This window comes from Nonomuraea bangladeshensis, assembly GCF_039529455.1.
Taxonomy (GTDB): Bacteria; Actinomycetota; Actinomycetes; order Streptosporangiales; family Streptosporangiaceae; genus Nonomuraea; species Nonomuraea bangladeshensis.
This window is the reverse complement of record NZ_BAAAMV010000004.1, coordinates 355,321-369,556: the sequence shown is the minus strand read 5'-3', so window position 1 is coordinate 369,556 and position 14,236 is coordinate 355,321. Positions and strand designations below refer to the sequence as shown.

At 73.8% G+C, this 14,236-nt stretch carries 12 protein-coding genes; 5 read left to right on the top strand and 7 right to left on the bottom strand.

Features of this window, described 5'->3' with window-relative positions; genetic code table 11:
- Positions 1–67 precede the first annotated feature (67 nt).
- From ABD292_RS13535 to ABD292_RS13525, 3 genes are read right to left on the bottom strand one after another with little or no spacing between them, the layout of a single operon-like run.
- Positions 68–550 carry a hypothetical protein gene (locus ABD292_RS13535; RefSeq protein WP_344207509.1) on the bottom strand — a complete coding sequence of 161 codons (483 nt, stop codon included), beginning with the start codon at positions 548–550 and terminating at the stop codon, positions 68–70.
- The gene (locus tag ABD292_RS13530; protein WP_344207508.1) at positions 547–1,068 is read right to left on the bottom strand and encodes an RNA polymerase sigma factor; all 522 of its coding nucleotides are present in this window, start codon (positions 1,066–1,068) and stop codon (positions 547–549) included. Before ABD292_RS13530 ends, ABD292_RS13535 begins: the two co-directional genes overlap by 4 nt.
- A gap of 55 nt (positions 1,069–1,123) precedes the next feature.
- A complete protein-coding gene (locus ABD292_RS13525; protein WP_344207507.1) occupies positions 1,124–4,897 on the bottom strand; it encodes an nSTAND1 domain-containing NTPase in 3,774 nt (1,257 codons plus the stop codon).
- A gap of 231 nt (positions 4,898–5,128) precedes the next feature.
- Here ABD292_RS13525 and ABD292_RS13520 point away from each other — a divergent pair, with 231 nt between their 5' ends.
- From ABD292_RS13520 to ABD292_RS13505, 4 genes are all read left to right on the top strand, one after another.
- Positions 5,129–5,518, top strand: a complete 390-nt coding sequence (locus ABD292_RS13520) for a hypothetical protein (protein ID WP_344207506.1) — start codon at positions 5,129–5,131, stop codon at positions 5,516–5,518.
- Positions 5,519–5,542: 24 nt separating this feature from the next.
- Positions 5,543–8,089: an AAA family ATPase gene (locus tag ABD292_RS13515; protein ID WP_344207505.1), complete on the top strand. Its 2,547-nt coding sequence runs from the start codon at positions 5,543–5,545 to the stop codon at positions 8,087–8,089.
- A 225-nt stretch (positions 8,090–8,314) separates the two neighbouring features.
- A complete protein-coding gene (locus ABD292_RS13510; protein ID WP_344207504.1) occupies positions 8,315–9,490 on the top strand; it encodes a cytochrome P450 in 1,176 nt (391 codons plus the stop codon).
- Between the two features lie 174 nt (positions 9,491–9,664).
- Positions 9,665–10,459: a class I SAM-dependent methyltransferase gene (locus ABD292_RS13505; RefSeq protein ID WP_344207503.1), complete on the top strand. Its 795-nt coding sequence runs from the start codon at positions 9,665–9,667 to the stop codon at positions 10,457–10,459.
- A gap of 19 nt (positions 10,460–10,478) precedes the next feature.
- Here ABD292_RS13505 and ABD292_RS13500 read toward each other — a convergent pair whose 3' ends face one another.
- Together ABD292_RS13500 and ABD292_RS13495 are read right to left on the bottom strand one after the other, a co-directional pair.
- Positions 10,479–10,823 (bottom strand): hypothetical protein, encoded by a 345-nt coding sequence (locus ABD292_RS13500; RefSeq protein ID WP_344207502.1) that lies wholly within the window; start codon positions 10,821–10,823, stop codon positions 10,479–10,481.
- A 282-nt stretch (positions 10,824–11,105) separates the two neighbouring features.
- Complete coding sequence (locus ABD292_RS13495) at positions 11,106–11,711, bottom strand: TetR/AcrR family transcriptional regulator (RefSeq protein ID WP_344207501.1); 606 nt, start codon at positions 11,709–11,711, stop codon at positions 11,106–11,108.
- A 123-nt stretch (positions 11,712–11,834) separates the two neighbouring features.
- Here ABD292_RS13495 and ABD292_RS13490 point away from each other — a divergent pair, with 123 nt between their 5' ends.
- Positions 11,835–12,536 carry a DUF998 domain-containing protein gene (locus ABD292_RS13490; RefSeq protein ID WP_344207500.1) on the top strand — a complete coding sequence of 234 codons (702 nt, stop codon included), beginning with the start codon at positions 11,835–11,837 and terminating at the stop codon, positions 12,534–12,536.
- 366 nt (positions 12,537–12,902) lie between these two features.
- Here ABD292_RS13490 and ABD292_RS13485 read toward each other — a convergent pair whose 3' ends face one another.
- Entirely contained in the window at positions 12,903–13,148 is a 246-nt protein-coding gene (locus ABD292_RS13485) for a hypothetical protein (protein WP_344207499.1), read from the bottom strand.
- Positions 13,149–13,232: 84 nt separating this feature from the next.
- A complete protein-coding gene (locus tag ABD292_RS13480; protein ID WP_344207498.1) occupies positions 13,233–14,219 on the bottom strand; it encodes a LacI family DNA-binding transcriptional regulator in 987 nt (328 codons plus the stop codon).
- Between the last annotated feature and the right edge of the window lie 17 nt (positions 14,220–14,236).

Genomic DNA, 14,236 nt, shown 5'->3' with positions numbered 1-14,236 from the left:
CTCCGGGATCATCACGTCAAGTGAGGTGAGTACTCCCCTGAGTGCATGCCGGCGAACCGCGAGGGCCTCACGGCGCGTCCCGTCCGGACAGCTCCCGCTTGCGGCGCAGCAGCGCGGCCCGCCGGACGTGAGCCCGTACGACGAGGACGGCGGACACGGCGGTGACGACCGCGCCGGTCGCCAGGGCGGGAGCGAGGCCCGCGCCCCGCTGCACGGCCGCCACCACGATGATCACGGTGGTGGCGACCGACGCGGCCAGGGCGAACCACCCCGCGACCACCCGGTCCAGCGCCAGCAGCGGCGTGCGCCGGGTGACCAGCCAGCCGCCGTACCCGGCCCAGGCCAGGCACACCAGGGTGAACACGGCGAAGGCCAGACGGGTACGGCCCGGCAGCGCGGCCGGCTCGGTCGCCCACAACGACCCCGCGCATACGGCTCCGGCCAGCCCGCTCACCAGGGCCACGACACCGCGCAGCCGCCGCCACGGCGACAGCACCGGCGACAGCCGGCCGATCATCTCGTCGGCGGACAGGTTCGGCTCGTCGTTCATCGCTTCGATCCCTTCTCCGTCAGGTGGTCGCGCAGCAGGCGGCGGGCGCGGTTGAGCCGTGACTTGACCGTGCCGACCGGCACGGCGCAGATCTCGGCGCAGTCCTCCAGCGACAGGTCCTCCAGGTAGAACAGCACCAGGACCTCCCGCTCCCGTACGGGCAGGCGGGACAGGGCGGCGATCAGCGCGGCGCGCTCCACCACGACGCCGGCGGCGTCCTCGGTGACCGGCTCCTGCTGCGCGCCGGCCTCGGCCACGCTGTACTCCTGGCGCAGCCGGTCGGTCACGGCCCGCCTGGCGATCGTGAACAACCAGGGCGCGAACCGCCCCGGCTCCCTCAGCCGCGGCAGCCCGCGGATCACCGCCAGCCAGACCTCCTGGGTCACGTCGTCGGCGCGTTCCGCGCCCAGCATCCCGCGCACGTACGTCCGCACCGGCTCGTGCCAGGAGCGCACCAGCTCGGTGAGCGCGTCGTGCTCGCCGAGCTGGCAACGCACGATCAACAGCTCGTCGGTCATCCCGTCCTCCTGTCGTTCACCGGTACAGTCGGGAAACCCGGCCGCCAGGTTCACGTCAGCAAGGCGGCCGGTAGGCCGGGCCCGGCAGGTAGTGCCGCCATTCGGCCGGCGTGATCGCGGGGAACGCCAGCGCGCAGACGTCCCGGGCGGCCCGGTCCGCGTCGGTGCCCCACAGGCGTACGGTCGAGTCCGCGCCGCCGGTGGCCAGGACGGTTCCGCCGGGCGCGAAGGCCACCGCGTTCACGCTGTCCGCGTGGCCGGTGAGCGCGGCCGAGGCGACCGGCCGGGCCGGGTCGGCCACGTCCCACAACCTGGCGGTGCCGTCGTCGCTCGCGGTCGCGAGCACCCGCCCGCCGGCCTGGAACGCCACCCCGGTCACGTTGCCGGTGTGCGTGCCGAGGGCCGCCACGGGGGCCGGGTGCGAGGGGTCGTCCATCCGCCACAGCCGGGCGGCGCGGTCGGCGCCGCCGGTGGCGAGGACGCGCCCGTCGCCGCGGAAGGCGAGCGCGAGCACGCCCTTGTCGTGCGCCCGCACGGCGGCGAGGGCGCGCGGGCGGGCCGGGTCGGTCACGTCCCACAGCCGCACCATGCGGTCCCCGCCGCCGGAGGCGAGCATCCGCCCGTCCGGGGCGAAGGCGAGGGCGTTGACGGCGTCGCGGTGCCCGGCGGCGCGGGCGAGCAGGCGGGGACGGCCCGGGTCGGCCACGTCCCACAGGCCGACGTCGAACTTCTCGCCCGCGAGGGCCAGGGTGCGGCCGTCGGGGGCGAGCGCCAGGGCGAACACGTTGCCGGTGCCGGCGTCCCACCGCTTGAGCAGGCGCGGACGGGCGGGATCGCGTACGTCCCACAGGGCCGCGGTGAAGTCGAGGCTCGCGGTGGCCATGAGCCGGCCGTCGGGGGAGAAGGCGATGGCCATGACGACGTCCGGCTGGGCGTCCAGGACGGCGAGCGGACGGGCGGGCCCGGCGCCGGACACCGCCCACAGCCTGGTCCTGCGGTAGCTGCCGGTGGCGAGGACGCGGCCGTCGGGCCGGTAGGCGAGCGCCGTCACGTCGCCGTTCTGGCCGGCCAGGATCGGCCGGCGCAGGTCCCACACGCGGAGGGCGTCGTCCCCGCCGCCGCTGACGAGGGATGCCCCGTCGGGGTGGAAGGCCACGGTGTAGACGGTGCCGGAGTGCCCGGCCAGCACGGCGGGGTCGCGGTCGCCGGCGTCCTGCGGGTCCGACACGTCCCACAGCCGTACGGTGCGGTCGTAGCCGCCGGTGGCCAGCGTGCGCCCGTCGGGGGAGAACGCGACGGCGACGACGCCGTTCTCGTGCCCGGTCAGCGTGGCCAGGTGGCGTACGTGCCGGGGATCGCCGAGGTCCCACAGGCGTACGGTGTCGTCGAAGCCGCCCGTCGCCAGCAGCCGGCCGTCGCGGCTGATCGCGGCGGCCAGCACGTCGCGGGTGTGCCCGGTCAGGCTCGGCAGCCGCCGCGGCCGGCGCGGGTCGGTGATGTCCCACAGGGACACCTGTTCGGCGGAGGCGGTGACGACCATGGTCCGGCCGTCCGGGCTGACGGTCACCGACGACAGGGGCGCGGGGCCGGCGTCCACCGTGGCCAGGGGGCTGGGGCGGCGCGGGTCCGTGACGTCCCACAGCCGGGCCGTACGGTCGTAGCCGGCCGTCGCCACGGTCCCGCCGTCGGGGGTGAAGGCCACGCCGATGATGCCCTTCGTGTGCCCGGCCAGCGTCGCGACCTGGGCCGGGCCGCCGGGCGCGGTCATGTCCCACAGCCGCGCCGTCGTGTCGTTGCCGCCGGTGACGAGGGTGCGGCCGTCCGGGCTGTACGCCGCCGCGGCGATGCCGGAGGGATCGCCGGTCACCGTGGACAGCGCGGCCGGGCGGAGCCGGTCGGCCACGTCCCAGGAGCGCAGGGTCCCGTCGAGGCTCACGCTGGCCAGGCGGCGCCCGTCGGGGCTGAACTCCGCGGCGTACACGGCGTCGGTGTGCCCGCCGGCCACGGTCGCGTACGGATTGGCGAGCGCGCTGAGCAGGGCGCCGCGCGAGTCCGCCGTCGGCGTGACCCGGTGGGCGGCGAGGGCGAGCTGCGCGGCCAGCGCCGGGTTGCCGGCCCGCAGGGCGATCGCGTCGTCGGCGGCCTTGCCCGACAGGGCCGTGTCGCGCTGCCGGCCCGCCAGCAGTTGCTGGCGTACCGCGACCACCACGGCGGTGCCGCTCAGCACTAGCAGCACGGCCAGGACGGCGGCCAGCCCGCGCAGGCGGCGGCCGGCGCGGCGTTCGGCGTCCGCCTGCGCGCGCTGGAGCGCGAGGGAGGCGTCCAGGAACTCGCGGGCCAGGCGGCCGGGCGCGCTGTGGCCGCCCACCCGGTCGGCCCAGGCCGCGGCGACGGCCAGGCGGGTCCCCCGGTAGAGGACGTCCTGCGTACGGCCGGCCTTGTCCCAGGCGGAGGCGGCGGCGGCGAGGTCGCGGCCGACGGGCAGCCCGGCGCGGTCCTCCTCCAGCCAGGAGCTCAGCTCGGGCCAGGCCGACAGCAGCGCCTCGTGGCTGACGCGCACGCCGTCGGCGTCTACCGTGATCAGGCGTTCGGTGACGAACCGGCCGAGCACGTCCTCGACGTCGGCGGAGCCGGGGCCGGAGTGCAGCTCGGCGAGCAGTTCGGGAAGTCGCAGGCGGCGGCGGGTGGTCGCGGTGTCGGGCGCGATGTGGGCCAGCGTGAGGAACAGCCGCCGCGCCAGCGCCTGCTGCGTCCCGGTCAGCGACCGGTAGACCTGGTCGGCGGTCTCCGCGACGGCGCCGTCGATGCCGCCGGCCTCGCGGTAGGCGGCGATGCTCAGGATGCGTCCCTGGCTCTTGCGCCAGGCGGACCACAGGGCGTGGGACACCAGCGGGAGCGCGCCGGCCTCGTGGGCCTCGCCGTCGCCGCGCCCGGTCGGCGCGACCTCGCGCAGCACCAGCTCGACCAGGCCCTTCTCCAGGTCGACGCCGGCCTTGAGCGCCGGTTTCTCGATGGCGTCGCGTAACTCGCGCTCGTTCATCGGGCCGAGGGTGACCTGCCCGTCCTGGAGGGCGGCCAGCAGCGCGGGGTGGCGCATCGCGTGGGCGTAGAAGTCGGCGCGCAGGCCGAGCACCACCGGGCCCGCCGCTCCGGCCGCGCACACCGCGTCGATGAACCGGCGCTGCTCCCCGGCGTCCTCGCAGAGGGTGAAGACCTCCTCGAACTGGTCCACGATCAGCACGTCGGCACGGGGGTCGCGGGCGGCGAGGGCGTCGAGCGGGCGGGGGCCGGGGGTGAACGTCTCGACCCGCCGGCCGGCGGCGGTCAGCGCGGCCGCCACGCCCGCCCGCAGGAGCGAGGACTTGCCCGATCCGGAGGCGCCGACCACGACCAGGGGCCGGGCGGGCGCCGGTGTCCGGGTCAGCTCGGCGACCAGTCGCGCGGTGACCTCTTCGCGGCCGAAGAACCAGTCGGCGTGCTCGCGCGCGAAGCCGGCCAGCCCTCGGTAAGGCTCCGGGCCGGCGGGACGGGGGCCGGGCCGGCGGCGTACCCGCAGCCAGGCCGCCAGCCACTGCTCCAGGGCGGCCTCGTCGGTGACCGCGCACCCGCGCAGCACCTTGACCAGCAGCTCGCGCGAGGAGGTGGCGGGCAGCCCGCGCCCGGCGAACCAGTCGCCGATGGTGCCGCTCTGCCCGCCGGTCGCGGCGGCGAGTGCGCGTACGGAGATGCCGGCGCGCTCGCGGAGCCGGCTGAGCGCCGCGGCGAACTCCTCGCGGGTGGTGATGAGGGCGGGAGCGGGGGGATCGCCGGGCGGCGGATGCTGCTGCATCGAGCGTCTCCTCAAGGTCTCCGCGGGGGGCGGTGTACGGAGTTGTACGGGTAATTGGCGGCCGCTCCATCCGTCGCCGGAGGCGTTATTGAATTCTGGCATGAGGAGATATGGGCGAGGGTGGCGTACGCGGTTTCCGGCGAGGTCGCGAGCCTTTCGAGGGCCATTTCCGGAAATGTCGCCTAAAGCAGACAAATGCCATTAACGAAATCGCGGAGAAAGCGGGTAACCATGGACATCGAGGTGCTGACCCTCGCCGGGGTCGTGGCCGAGGCTGTCGTACAGGCGATGGTCGCCGACGGCTGGACGGCCGCGCGCACCAGGATCGCCCGCGTCCTGGGCGGCGGCGATCCGCAGCGGGTGCCCGCCGAGGAGGCGGCGCTGGAACGCTCCAGCCAGGCGCTGCGCGGCGACACGATCCCCGCGTCCGTCCTGGCGGGCCACTGGCAGGGACGCATCGTCGAGCTGCTGACGAGCCGGCCGGAACACGCGGGCGAGATCGCGGCCCTGCTCCGCGAGCTCCAGGGCGGCGCCACGGGGGCGGCGCAGGTGCGCTTCGGCGGCCACAACAACGGCAACGTGATGATCGGTGACCACAACACCGGCAACGTCCGCCCCTGACGTGCCGGTGGAAGGCGAGGAGAAGTGGCAGCGCGCGACACCGGTCACGTGAGCTTCGGCGGCGACAACAACGGAGCCGTGTTCATCGGTGACCACAACACCGTCCACTACACCGAGGAACGTACGATCATCGCCGCGCGCGAGGGCGGCCCGGTGCCGGTGCGCCGGCGGGAGCACCCCGACCCGCGCTGGCTGCCGCGAGGGGCCGCGGACCTCGTCGGCCGCGACCGCGAGCTGACCCGCATCCGCGACCTGCTCGCCGAGCGCGGCGCGCCCGTGCTGGTCCACGGGCCGCCGGGCATCGGCAAGACGGCGGTGCTGAGCCGTGTCGCGCGCGACGCGGCCGACGCCGGCGAGGACGTCGTCTGCCTGTCGGCCGCCGGGCTGGAGACCGAGGACATCGTCCAGGAGCTGTTCGAGGCCTGCTACGACAGCCCCGGCTACCTGCCGCCGCCCGAACGGCTGCGCCGGCTCATGGGCAGGGTACGGGCGCTCGTCGTGATCGACGACTACGAGGGCTCGGCCGAGTCGCTGGAGCGGCTGCTCGACGCCACCCCCGGCGTCGGCCTGCTCCTCGCCTCGACCCGGCGGCTCCTGGGCGCGGAGGGGTACGTCCTGCCGCTCGGCGGCCTGGCAGAGGCCGACGCGGTCGCCCTGGTCACGGAGGAGGCGGCCGGCCCGGACGGCGCCATGACGGGGGAGGAGGCCGACGCCGTACGCGAGCTGTGCCGGGCGGCGAACGGCCATCCGCGCACGCTCCTGCAGGCGGCCGCCCTGATGCGGGCCTCCGGGGTGCTGTCCGTGGCGGCCGATCCGGACACCGCCGCCCGCGCCCTGGTCGCGTCCCTGGACGGCGACGCGTCGGCGGCGCTTCGCGCGCTGGCCGCGCTGCCCGGGGTGCCGGTCGCCACGCCGGCGCTGGCCGCGCTGGCCGCCCTGCCCTCCCCGGACGAGGCGGAGGCGGCGCTCGCCGAGTTGCGGCGGCTGCGGCTGGCCGAACCCGCGGGGCCCGGCCACCGCCTGCCGGACGGCGCGCCCGCGCCGCACGCCCGCCACGACGCCGCCGGCTACGCCACCCGGCTCGCCGCCTGGGTCAGGACGGCCCCCCGCGCCGAAGTGGCGGCGAGCGCCGCCGTCATCGTCGCCGTGCTGCGGGCGGCGGTGCGCGAGGAGGCGCACGACCCGGCGCGCGCCCTGGCGCGGGCCGCGGCTCCCCTGCTCGGCCGCTGCCTGCGCTGGGGCGCATGGGGCCACGTCATCTCCCTCGGGCTGACGGCCGCGACGAACGCCGGCGCGGCCGAGGACGTGGCCTACTTCGAGGACGCGGACAAGGCACGCAAGCGCGCCCTCGGCATGCTCCTGGGGCTCCACCTGGGCGGGCTCGGCGCCACGGGCCTGTTCGCGTTCCTGGGCAAGGGCGGGTCCCTGCTCAGCGCCCAGACGGCGGTCATCGCGGCCGCCACCGCCGTGGCGGTGACGGCGGCCGCCTTCGTCGGCCTCCGCCTCGCCAACCCCAGCGTCGCCGACACGCCGGCCACGGCCGTCTCGGCCGAGCCGCAACCCCAGGTCGCCGGCGACCCGCCGATCCGCGCGGTCCGCAGCGACCCGCCCGGCCAGGACCGCGACCCCGCCCACGAGGACTCCGGGCAGGACACCACGCGGGACCAGCGCCGCGACCCCGCCACCCCGCCGGCGGGGACTCCCGGGCTGACCCTCTCGGACGACGACATCGTCAGCGGCGGCTCGGCCGACGCGCGCGCGAGCGGCTTCGAGCCCGGCGAACGGATCACGTTCTCGTGGACCGGACCGGGTGGCGGCGGCGACCTCGGCGCCCGGACCGCCGACGCCAGAGGCCGCGCGACGCTGCCCGACGCCGTCCACGGCGACCTCGCGGCCGGGCGGTACACGCTCACGGCCCAGGGGAGGGACCCCGGCAGGCGCGGCACCGCCACGCTCACCGTGCGCGAGCGGCCCGCGCCCCGGATCCGGTTCGACCGCGCGCCGTCGTCCGTGGTGGCCGGGACGGCGCTGGAGGTGGTCGCGGCCGGCTTCGACGCGGGCGAGACCGTACGGCTCACGCTCGGCGACACCACCGTCGCCACGGCCGCCGCCGGCGGCAGCGGCACGGTGACGCTGCGCGGCACGGCGCCCGCCGACACGGGCGTGTACCGCCTGACCGTCACGGGCCGCGCCGCCGACCGCTTCGCGACGAGGGAGCTGACCGTCACGCCGAAGCCGCCCCCCGACCTGTCCGGCGGCTGGGGCGGATACCTGAACTTCCGTGACGTGGGCGGTGGCACCTGGGAGGGCACCCGGTCCGGGCCCGACTGGGTGGAGCCGAACAGCGGCTGCACCTACCCCGCCGGCGGCCCGGAGGTGCACCTGTCCGGGCGGCCGCCGGTCTACGAGGGCGAGATCCGCTGGATCTACGGCTCGGGCGGGCAGGATTGCGCGTTCGAGTGGGGCGCGGCCACCTTCACGCTCAGCGAGGACGGCGACAGCCTGCTGGTGCGGGCGGAGGACCCGCACCACCCCGGCCGGTGGATGTCCCAGACACTGCGCAGGAACTGATCGGCGCTGTTCTGACAACCTGTAAACAATCATGTGAAAATTCGCCCCACCCGTCCCGTCCGCACCTCGCTGACCAGGAGAACCGGGCCGCCGCTATAAGCTGCGGCCACTCCTGGTTAGACGTCGTCCTCGCCACTGATCCACTGATCCACTGATCCACGTACGTACGTGACAGGCCGACGCAGCTCTGCTCATGGTGGGCACGGATGGCACAGGGCAGGTCGAATGACGGCGATCGGGAACACGCAAGGCCGGTCCGCGCCCGGAAACGGGCGTCCACCGGCGGGCTGGTACCGCCGCGACCCTCTGGGGTACGTCGAGCACGCCTTCGCCGCCCACGGGCCGGTGTTCCGGCTGCCTGACGACGGGTCGCTGTGCGTGGCCGACCCGGCGGAGGCCCTGCGGGTCCTCCACGACCAGGACGGCAACTACGACGAGATATCCGACTTCTTCCACGTACGCGGCGGACGGCTGGAACCGCGCGCCGCGCAGGTCGCGATCGGCCGAGCCGCCCGCGCCACCCTCCGCGCCCACCTCGCCGCACACCCCGAGCGGCTGACCGCCGTGGTGGCCGAGCTGGGTGAGACCAGCGTCTGGCCCGCCGCCGGCCACGCCGCCGTGCGCCGCGTCCTGTCCGAGGCGCTGCTGCGCCCGGACAGCCCGCCCGACCTGCGTCGCCTCATGGCGCTGGTGGTACGCCGCGACGTGCTGATCCGCCCGGCCGGGCGACTGTCCCGGCTCCAGCGGGCGGCGTTATGGACGCGCGTCGTGCGAGCCCTGGCCGCCGAGGCCACCGCCCGCCGCGCCACCCCTGGCCCGCCGGGTGATCTGCTGGACGCCGTACTGGGGGCCGCGCCGCCCGGCACGCCGCCCGGCCAGATCGCCCAGGTGTACCTGCTGCTGTTCCGGACCTCGGTCGCGCCCGTGGCGCACGTGGTCGCCTGGGCGCTGCTGGAGTCCGCCGCCCACGGCGTCGACCTGGCGGCCGTGTCGCCGGAGTCGGCCGTACGGGAGTCGCTGCGGCTGTGGCCGGTGGCGTGGCTGCTGGGCCGTCCCGTGCTGCGCGCCCACGAGATCGGCGGCGTGCCGCTGGAGCCGGGGGAGAGCGTGTCCGTCTGCCCGTACCTGCTGCACCGGGACGAACGGCACTGGCCGGACGCGGCCCGCTACCGGCCCGGCCGCTGGGACGGCCACGAACCCCGGGGCCCGTACCTGCCCTTCGGCGGCGGCGCGTTCACCTGCGCCGGAGCCGCCGTGGCCCACTCGCTGGCCGCCGGCCTGCTCGCCGCCCTCACCGCCGGCGCCCGGCTCCAGGTACGTGGCGGCCTGGGCCGTCCCCACGTCGCCGGCATCATCACCCCTCCCGGCTTCGAGCTGCGACGGACCCCGTACCGAATCTGACCACCAGCGCACGCTCGTCGGAAGGAGGTGAACTCTGTGAAGAAGCTGCTGCGTCGCGTCACCGGCCGCCGGATCAACCGGCAGGCGTGGTTCATCTGGTAAGTCCTGTTCGCCGGCCGCGCCGGGCGCTCGCCCGCCCGGCGCGGCCTCCGACGCGACCGTGGGGAGGCGCTCGTGGACGAGACGCTGGCGGCGTACGAGGGCGTCGCCCACCGGTACGACGAGCTCAACGCCCGCATGGACACCGCGGCCCTGGTGGACCGCTTCGTGGAGGCCGCGGAGCGCTACGGCTCCGGCGGGCGCCGCCTCCTGGACGCCGGCTGCGGCACCGGCCGCAGCAGCCTCGCCTTCCGCGAGCGCGGCTTCGACGTGACCGGCTACGACCTGTCCCCGGCCATGGTGGAGCAGGCGCGGCACCGGCCCGGCGCGAACGGGACACGGTTCCTGGTCGGCAGCCTGCAGCAACCCCCGCCCGGCCTCACCGGCTTCGACGTCGTGGCCTGCGTGGACGTCCCGATGACGTACCTGACCAGCACTGACGACCTGCACCGGGCACTGGCTGCCGCGCGCGGCCAGCTCGCCGACGGCGGACTGCTCCTGTTCGACCTCAACACCATCGGTTACTACCGGCGCACTTTCGCCGCCCCGATGGTGGCCGACCGCGGGGACCGGTACGTCACCTGGTTCGCGCTCTCCGCACCGATCGAGCCGGACGCGGCGGTGGTCACCCAGTTCGACCTCTTCGAACGCGACGGCACGACCTGGAACCGGCTGTCGATGCGACACGTACAGCACCACCACTCCGACCGCACGCTCCGCCGGACGGCGGAGGCAGCGGGGCTGCGCGTGCTGGCCGCACACGGACTGGTGGGCACCTCACTGCGCAACCCGCCCGACGAGGACGCCCACGACCGCATCCTGTACGTCGTCTCGGTCGCGCACAGCTGCACACAGGAGGGCGCGTCCTGACAAAAGCGCGCGCTCCCTCTCACCTGGCCCCGTGAACCACCTGATCTTGTGGGTCATACGCGGTCAGCCCGTGCTCGGCAGCAAGGTCGAGCAAGATGGGCGAAACTTCAGCCGCGTGAGACCAGGAGATGGCGACGACAACACACTCTTGGGTCACGTACATGGGGGAGGACCATGGAGACTCGTGCATATTGTCCTCGGCCAAATCCGGGAACGTGGAGATCACGGCCTGATAGAAGGCTTCGATCGCGGGACTCTCCTCAACGACGCCCTCGAGCCCGTCGGCCAGTTTGTCGTAGACCTGGGCCGCTTCCTGCTGGTCAGGCGGCGAATCCTGCCGCCAGAAGGCCAAGTCGAAACTCACCCTGCTCCTCTCTTGAACCGTCAGCCGTCTTCACGTGCTGCGGCGACAACCATGATGGCGAGTTATCCTCGTCGAAATAGCTTGCCATGGAGCCGGCCTCAGACAATCCGCGCCCGTGACCAAATTCTCGGGCTCGTGCAACCATTCATCGAAATTTCGCTGCTGTGAGCCCTTTTCATTCTGAGTATGTAGCGGCGCTCGGGAACAGTGCCACTGCCGGACAAGTGGCCACTGCGACTGGGGCCTTGGTCCGCCTCGGCGAGGCTGCCGATCGCGAGCCTTTCACCCGGACGCGCTCCAGTTCCGGGCCTCCTGGTAGCGTGCCCAGCCTTCGTCGAGGAGGCGGAACCCCGCGTCGATGGTGGATTCCGGATCTGCCTCGTGGGTGGCGCTGAGCTGGATCTGCAGGGCGAAACGGACGTAGAAGCGGATCTCGTCGTTCGGCTCCGTGAGTCCGAACTCCTCGGTGATCGCGGCGACCAGGGTGCCCTCGTGGCGGAACCACATCTTCTCCGCGTAGTCGAGGAGGGCCGGTGTCTCCTCCATGAGGGTGAGGATCTGGCGTTGGGGGCCGGACCTCATCGCGGCGATCTCGGAGAGGTAGTGCGCCTTCAGCGCGTCGGAGATCGTGGTTCCCGGCGCGCGGCCGCTCACCGCGGCCACCAGGCGCTCGTGCCGTTCGTCCTCGTCGCTGAAGACCAGGGCCTCCTTCTGCGGGAAGTGCGTGAAGACCGTCTTGGGGGAGACGTCCGCCTTGTCGGCGATCTCGCGGACGCTGACCCCGTCGAAGCCGCGTTCGAGGAAGAGCGCTGTCGCCGCGTCCAGGATCGCCGCCCGTGTCGCCGCCTTCTTGCGTTCACGCCGTCCCACGGCCGTTCCGTCAACCATGGCCAGATCCTACTAGTTCCGGACTCCAACTACATTGACGATAAAAGTAGTCTCGGTGTAGTAAGTGAGTGAGTGAAGTCATATCGGCGGCTGACGCACCCAGCGCCGACACCAGGAAGGACCATGACCATGACCATGACCAGCGACGTCAACGCGTGCCGGCCTGCGCAGCGCCGCACCGCGGGAGCATTACTCCTCGCCGGGCCGATGATCTTCCTGCTCGCCGAGTTCATCGCCGCGGCGGCCTGGACGGATCCGCCCTACAGCTACACGTACCACTTCATCAGCAATCTCGGAGTCCACGGGCCCTCGACGCTGTTCGGGCAGTACATGTACTCACCGCTGGCATGGGTGATGAACACCGGCTTCTTCCTGTTCGGGCTCACCATCCTGGCCGGTGTGGCCGCGCTGCGCGGACTGCGCGGCCGGCACCGCTGGGCGGCGCTCGCGCCCGCGACGCTGCTGGCCGCCGGCGGCGTCCTGCTGGGCTTGTTCCCCGGATCCGGCGAGGCGATGAACGACGGCACCGGTGACTTCCACTCCCTGGGCGCCCTGGCAGGGTTCATCGGCGGCAACGTCCTGGCCATCGTGCTCGGGAGCATGCACCGGCGCATCGGACTTTCCCCGAAACTCGGGCGAACGCTGGTCACGGTCGGCGTGATCGGCATGGTCTCGATGGTGGCGTACTTCGCCGACGTCATCTCCGGGGTCAACGTCCTCGTCGGCCTCATCGAACGCGGCGCCGTCCATCCGTTCCTGATCGGCCTCACCTGCGCGGGAGTTTCGCTCCGGTATGCGTGGTCCCGCCCCTCGGCGACTGACTGAGCCGGCCGGTAGCAGCTGGTTGAGCCCGAGCGCGCTCAGCACAATCCTCACCGGGGACCGGCACCGTATGGGCCCTGCTGATGGCCACAACTCCCTACCTGTTCGACGTCAGCCCAGCACGCACACCCTCCGCCTCCGCCGTCCGCCTAATTGGGGGACCACCGCCGCGGACCCCGACGCCCTCCTTCCCGCACTGCCGGAGCGTCCTGACCGCGGTGGCCCTCCGTCAACTCCCCGCACAACTGAACATCCGAGGAGAACCAGCGGACCGCGGACGCCGTCTTCGCGGCCAACCTCGCCGGCCCCCTGGGCCCTGGCGCTCCTGCTGAGAACTCAGGGGCCAGGCACGGCTGAGCAGGCCGTCGTTCACCTGACCTTCTTGACGGGCATGACGGCCGCGGCGGCCGCGACCGCGGTCAGCAGGGAGAGCACCCGGACCACGCCGTAGCCGCCGGTCAGGGCGACGAGCTGGCCGGCGACGACGGGGCCGATGGCCTGGCCGAAGCTGAAGCTCATACTGCCCAGCCCCAGGTCGCGGCCGGCGGCCTGCTTGTCGGGCAGCACGTCGATCAGCAGGGCCCGGTCCACGGCCAGGTAGCAGCCTGCGGCCACAGCAGCGGCACCAGCATGGAGACGGCGAACAGCGCCGAGGCGCGATCACGAAGGGCTTGCGGCGCCCGATGCGGTTCAGCTCGTTCAGGCTGACCGGCGGATCACCAAGGTCGCGTTGTCCGGCGGCGCGGAGCGGCGGGCGTCCGGTCGTTCCAGGCCCTTGAGCACGGCGTCGGCGAGCTCGGCGGCGACGGCTTCCATGTGCTGGTCGATGGTGGTCAAGGGCGGCTCGGCGAAGCGGGCCATGGGGATGTCGTCCACCCCGATGACGGCCAGGTCCGCGGGGGCCGACAGGCCGGCGGCCCGCACGCCCGCCAGCAGGGCGACGGCGACCTCGTCGTTGAAGGCGCACACGGCGGTGACGCCTTCCGCCCGCCAGGCCCGTGCCGCCGTACTCGCGGCTTCCGCGTCCAGCGGGACCTCCCGCACCGACGGCGGCGGCAGGCCGTGATCGGCGCAGCCCTGCCGGACGCCCGCCAGCCGCGGATCGTAGAAGGCGCGCACGCGGGGATCGGCCGGAGCGGCGTACCCCACTCGGACGTGTCCCCGCGAGATCAGATGATCGGCCTGCATCCGCCCGATGCGGGTCTGCCCTCGGGTCATCACGTTCGGCTGGCCCTCGCTGTCGCCCCAGACGTTGACCACGTAGGTGCCCGCGGCGCGCATGTCCGCGCGGTTCTCCTTGGTCACGGGGGCGAAGGTGACCACGGCGGCCGGCGCCAGGTCCTTCCACAGCGAGGCGACGGTCCGTCCGCTCTCGATGCGGGTGATGACGCTGAGGCCGTGCCGTTCCAGGTCGGCGGTGAGGTGCTCGATCAGCTCGACGGCCGTGGAGCCCAGCGGGATGTTCGCGACGAGCAGCAGCACGATGTCGCTGCGGCCCAGCCGCAGGGTCCTGGCCGCGGCCGAGGGGGTGTAGCCGAGCTTCTCGACGGCCGCGTGGATCCGTTGCCGGGTCTCCTCGGCGATCTTCTGATGCGGCACGTTGTTGAGCACGTAACTGACCGTGGCCTGCGAGACTCCGGCCTCCCTGGCCACGTCGACCGACGTGACCCGCCGTGCTCTGGCCAACCGAGCCTCCCTCGTCC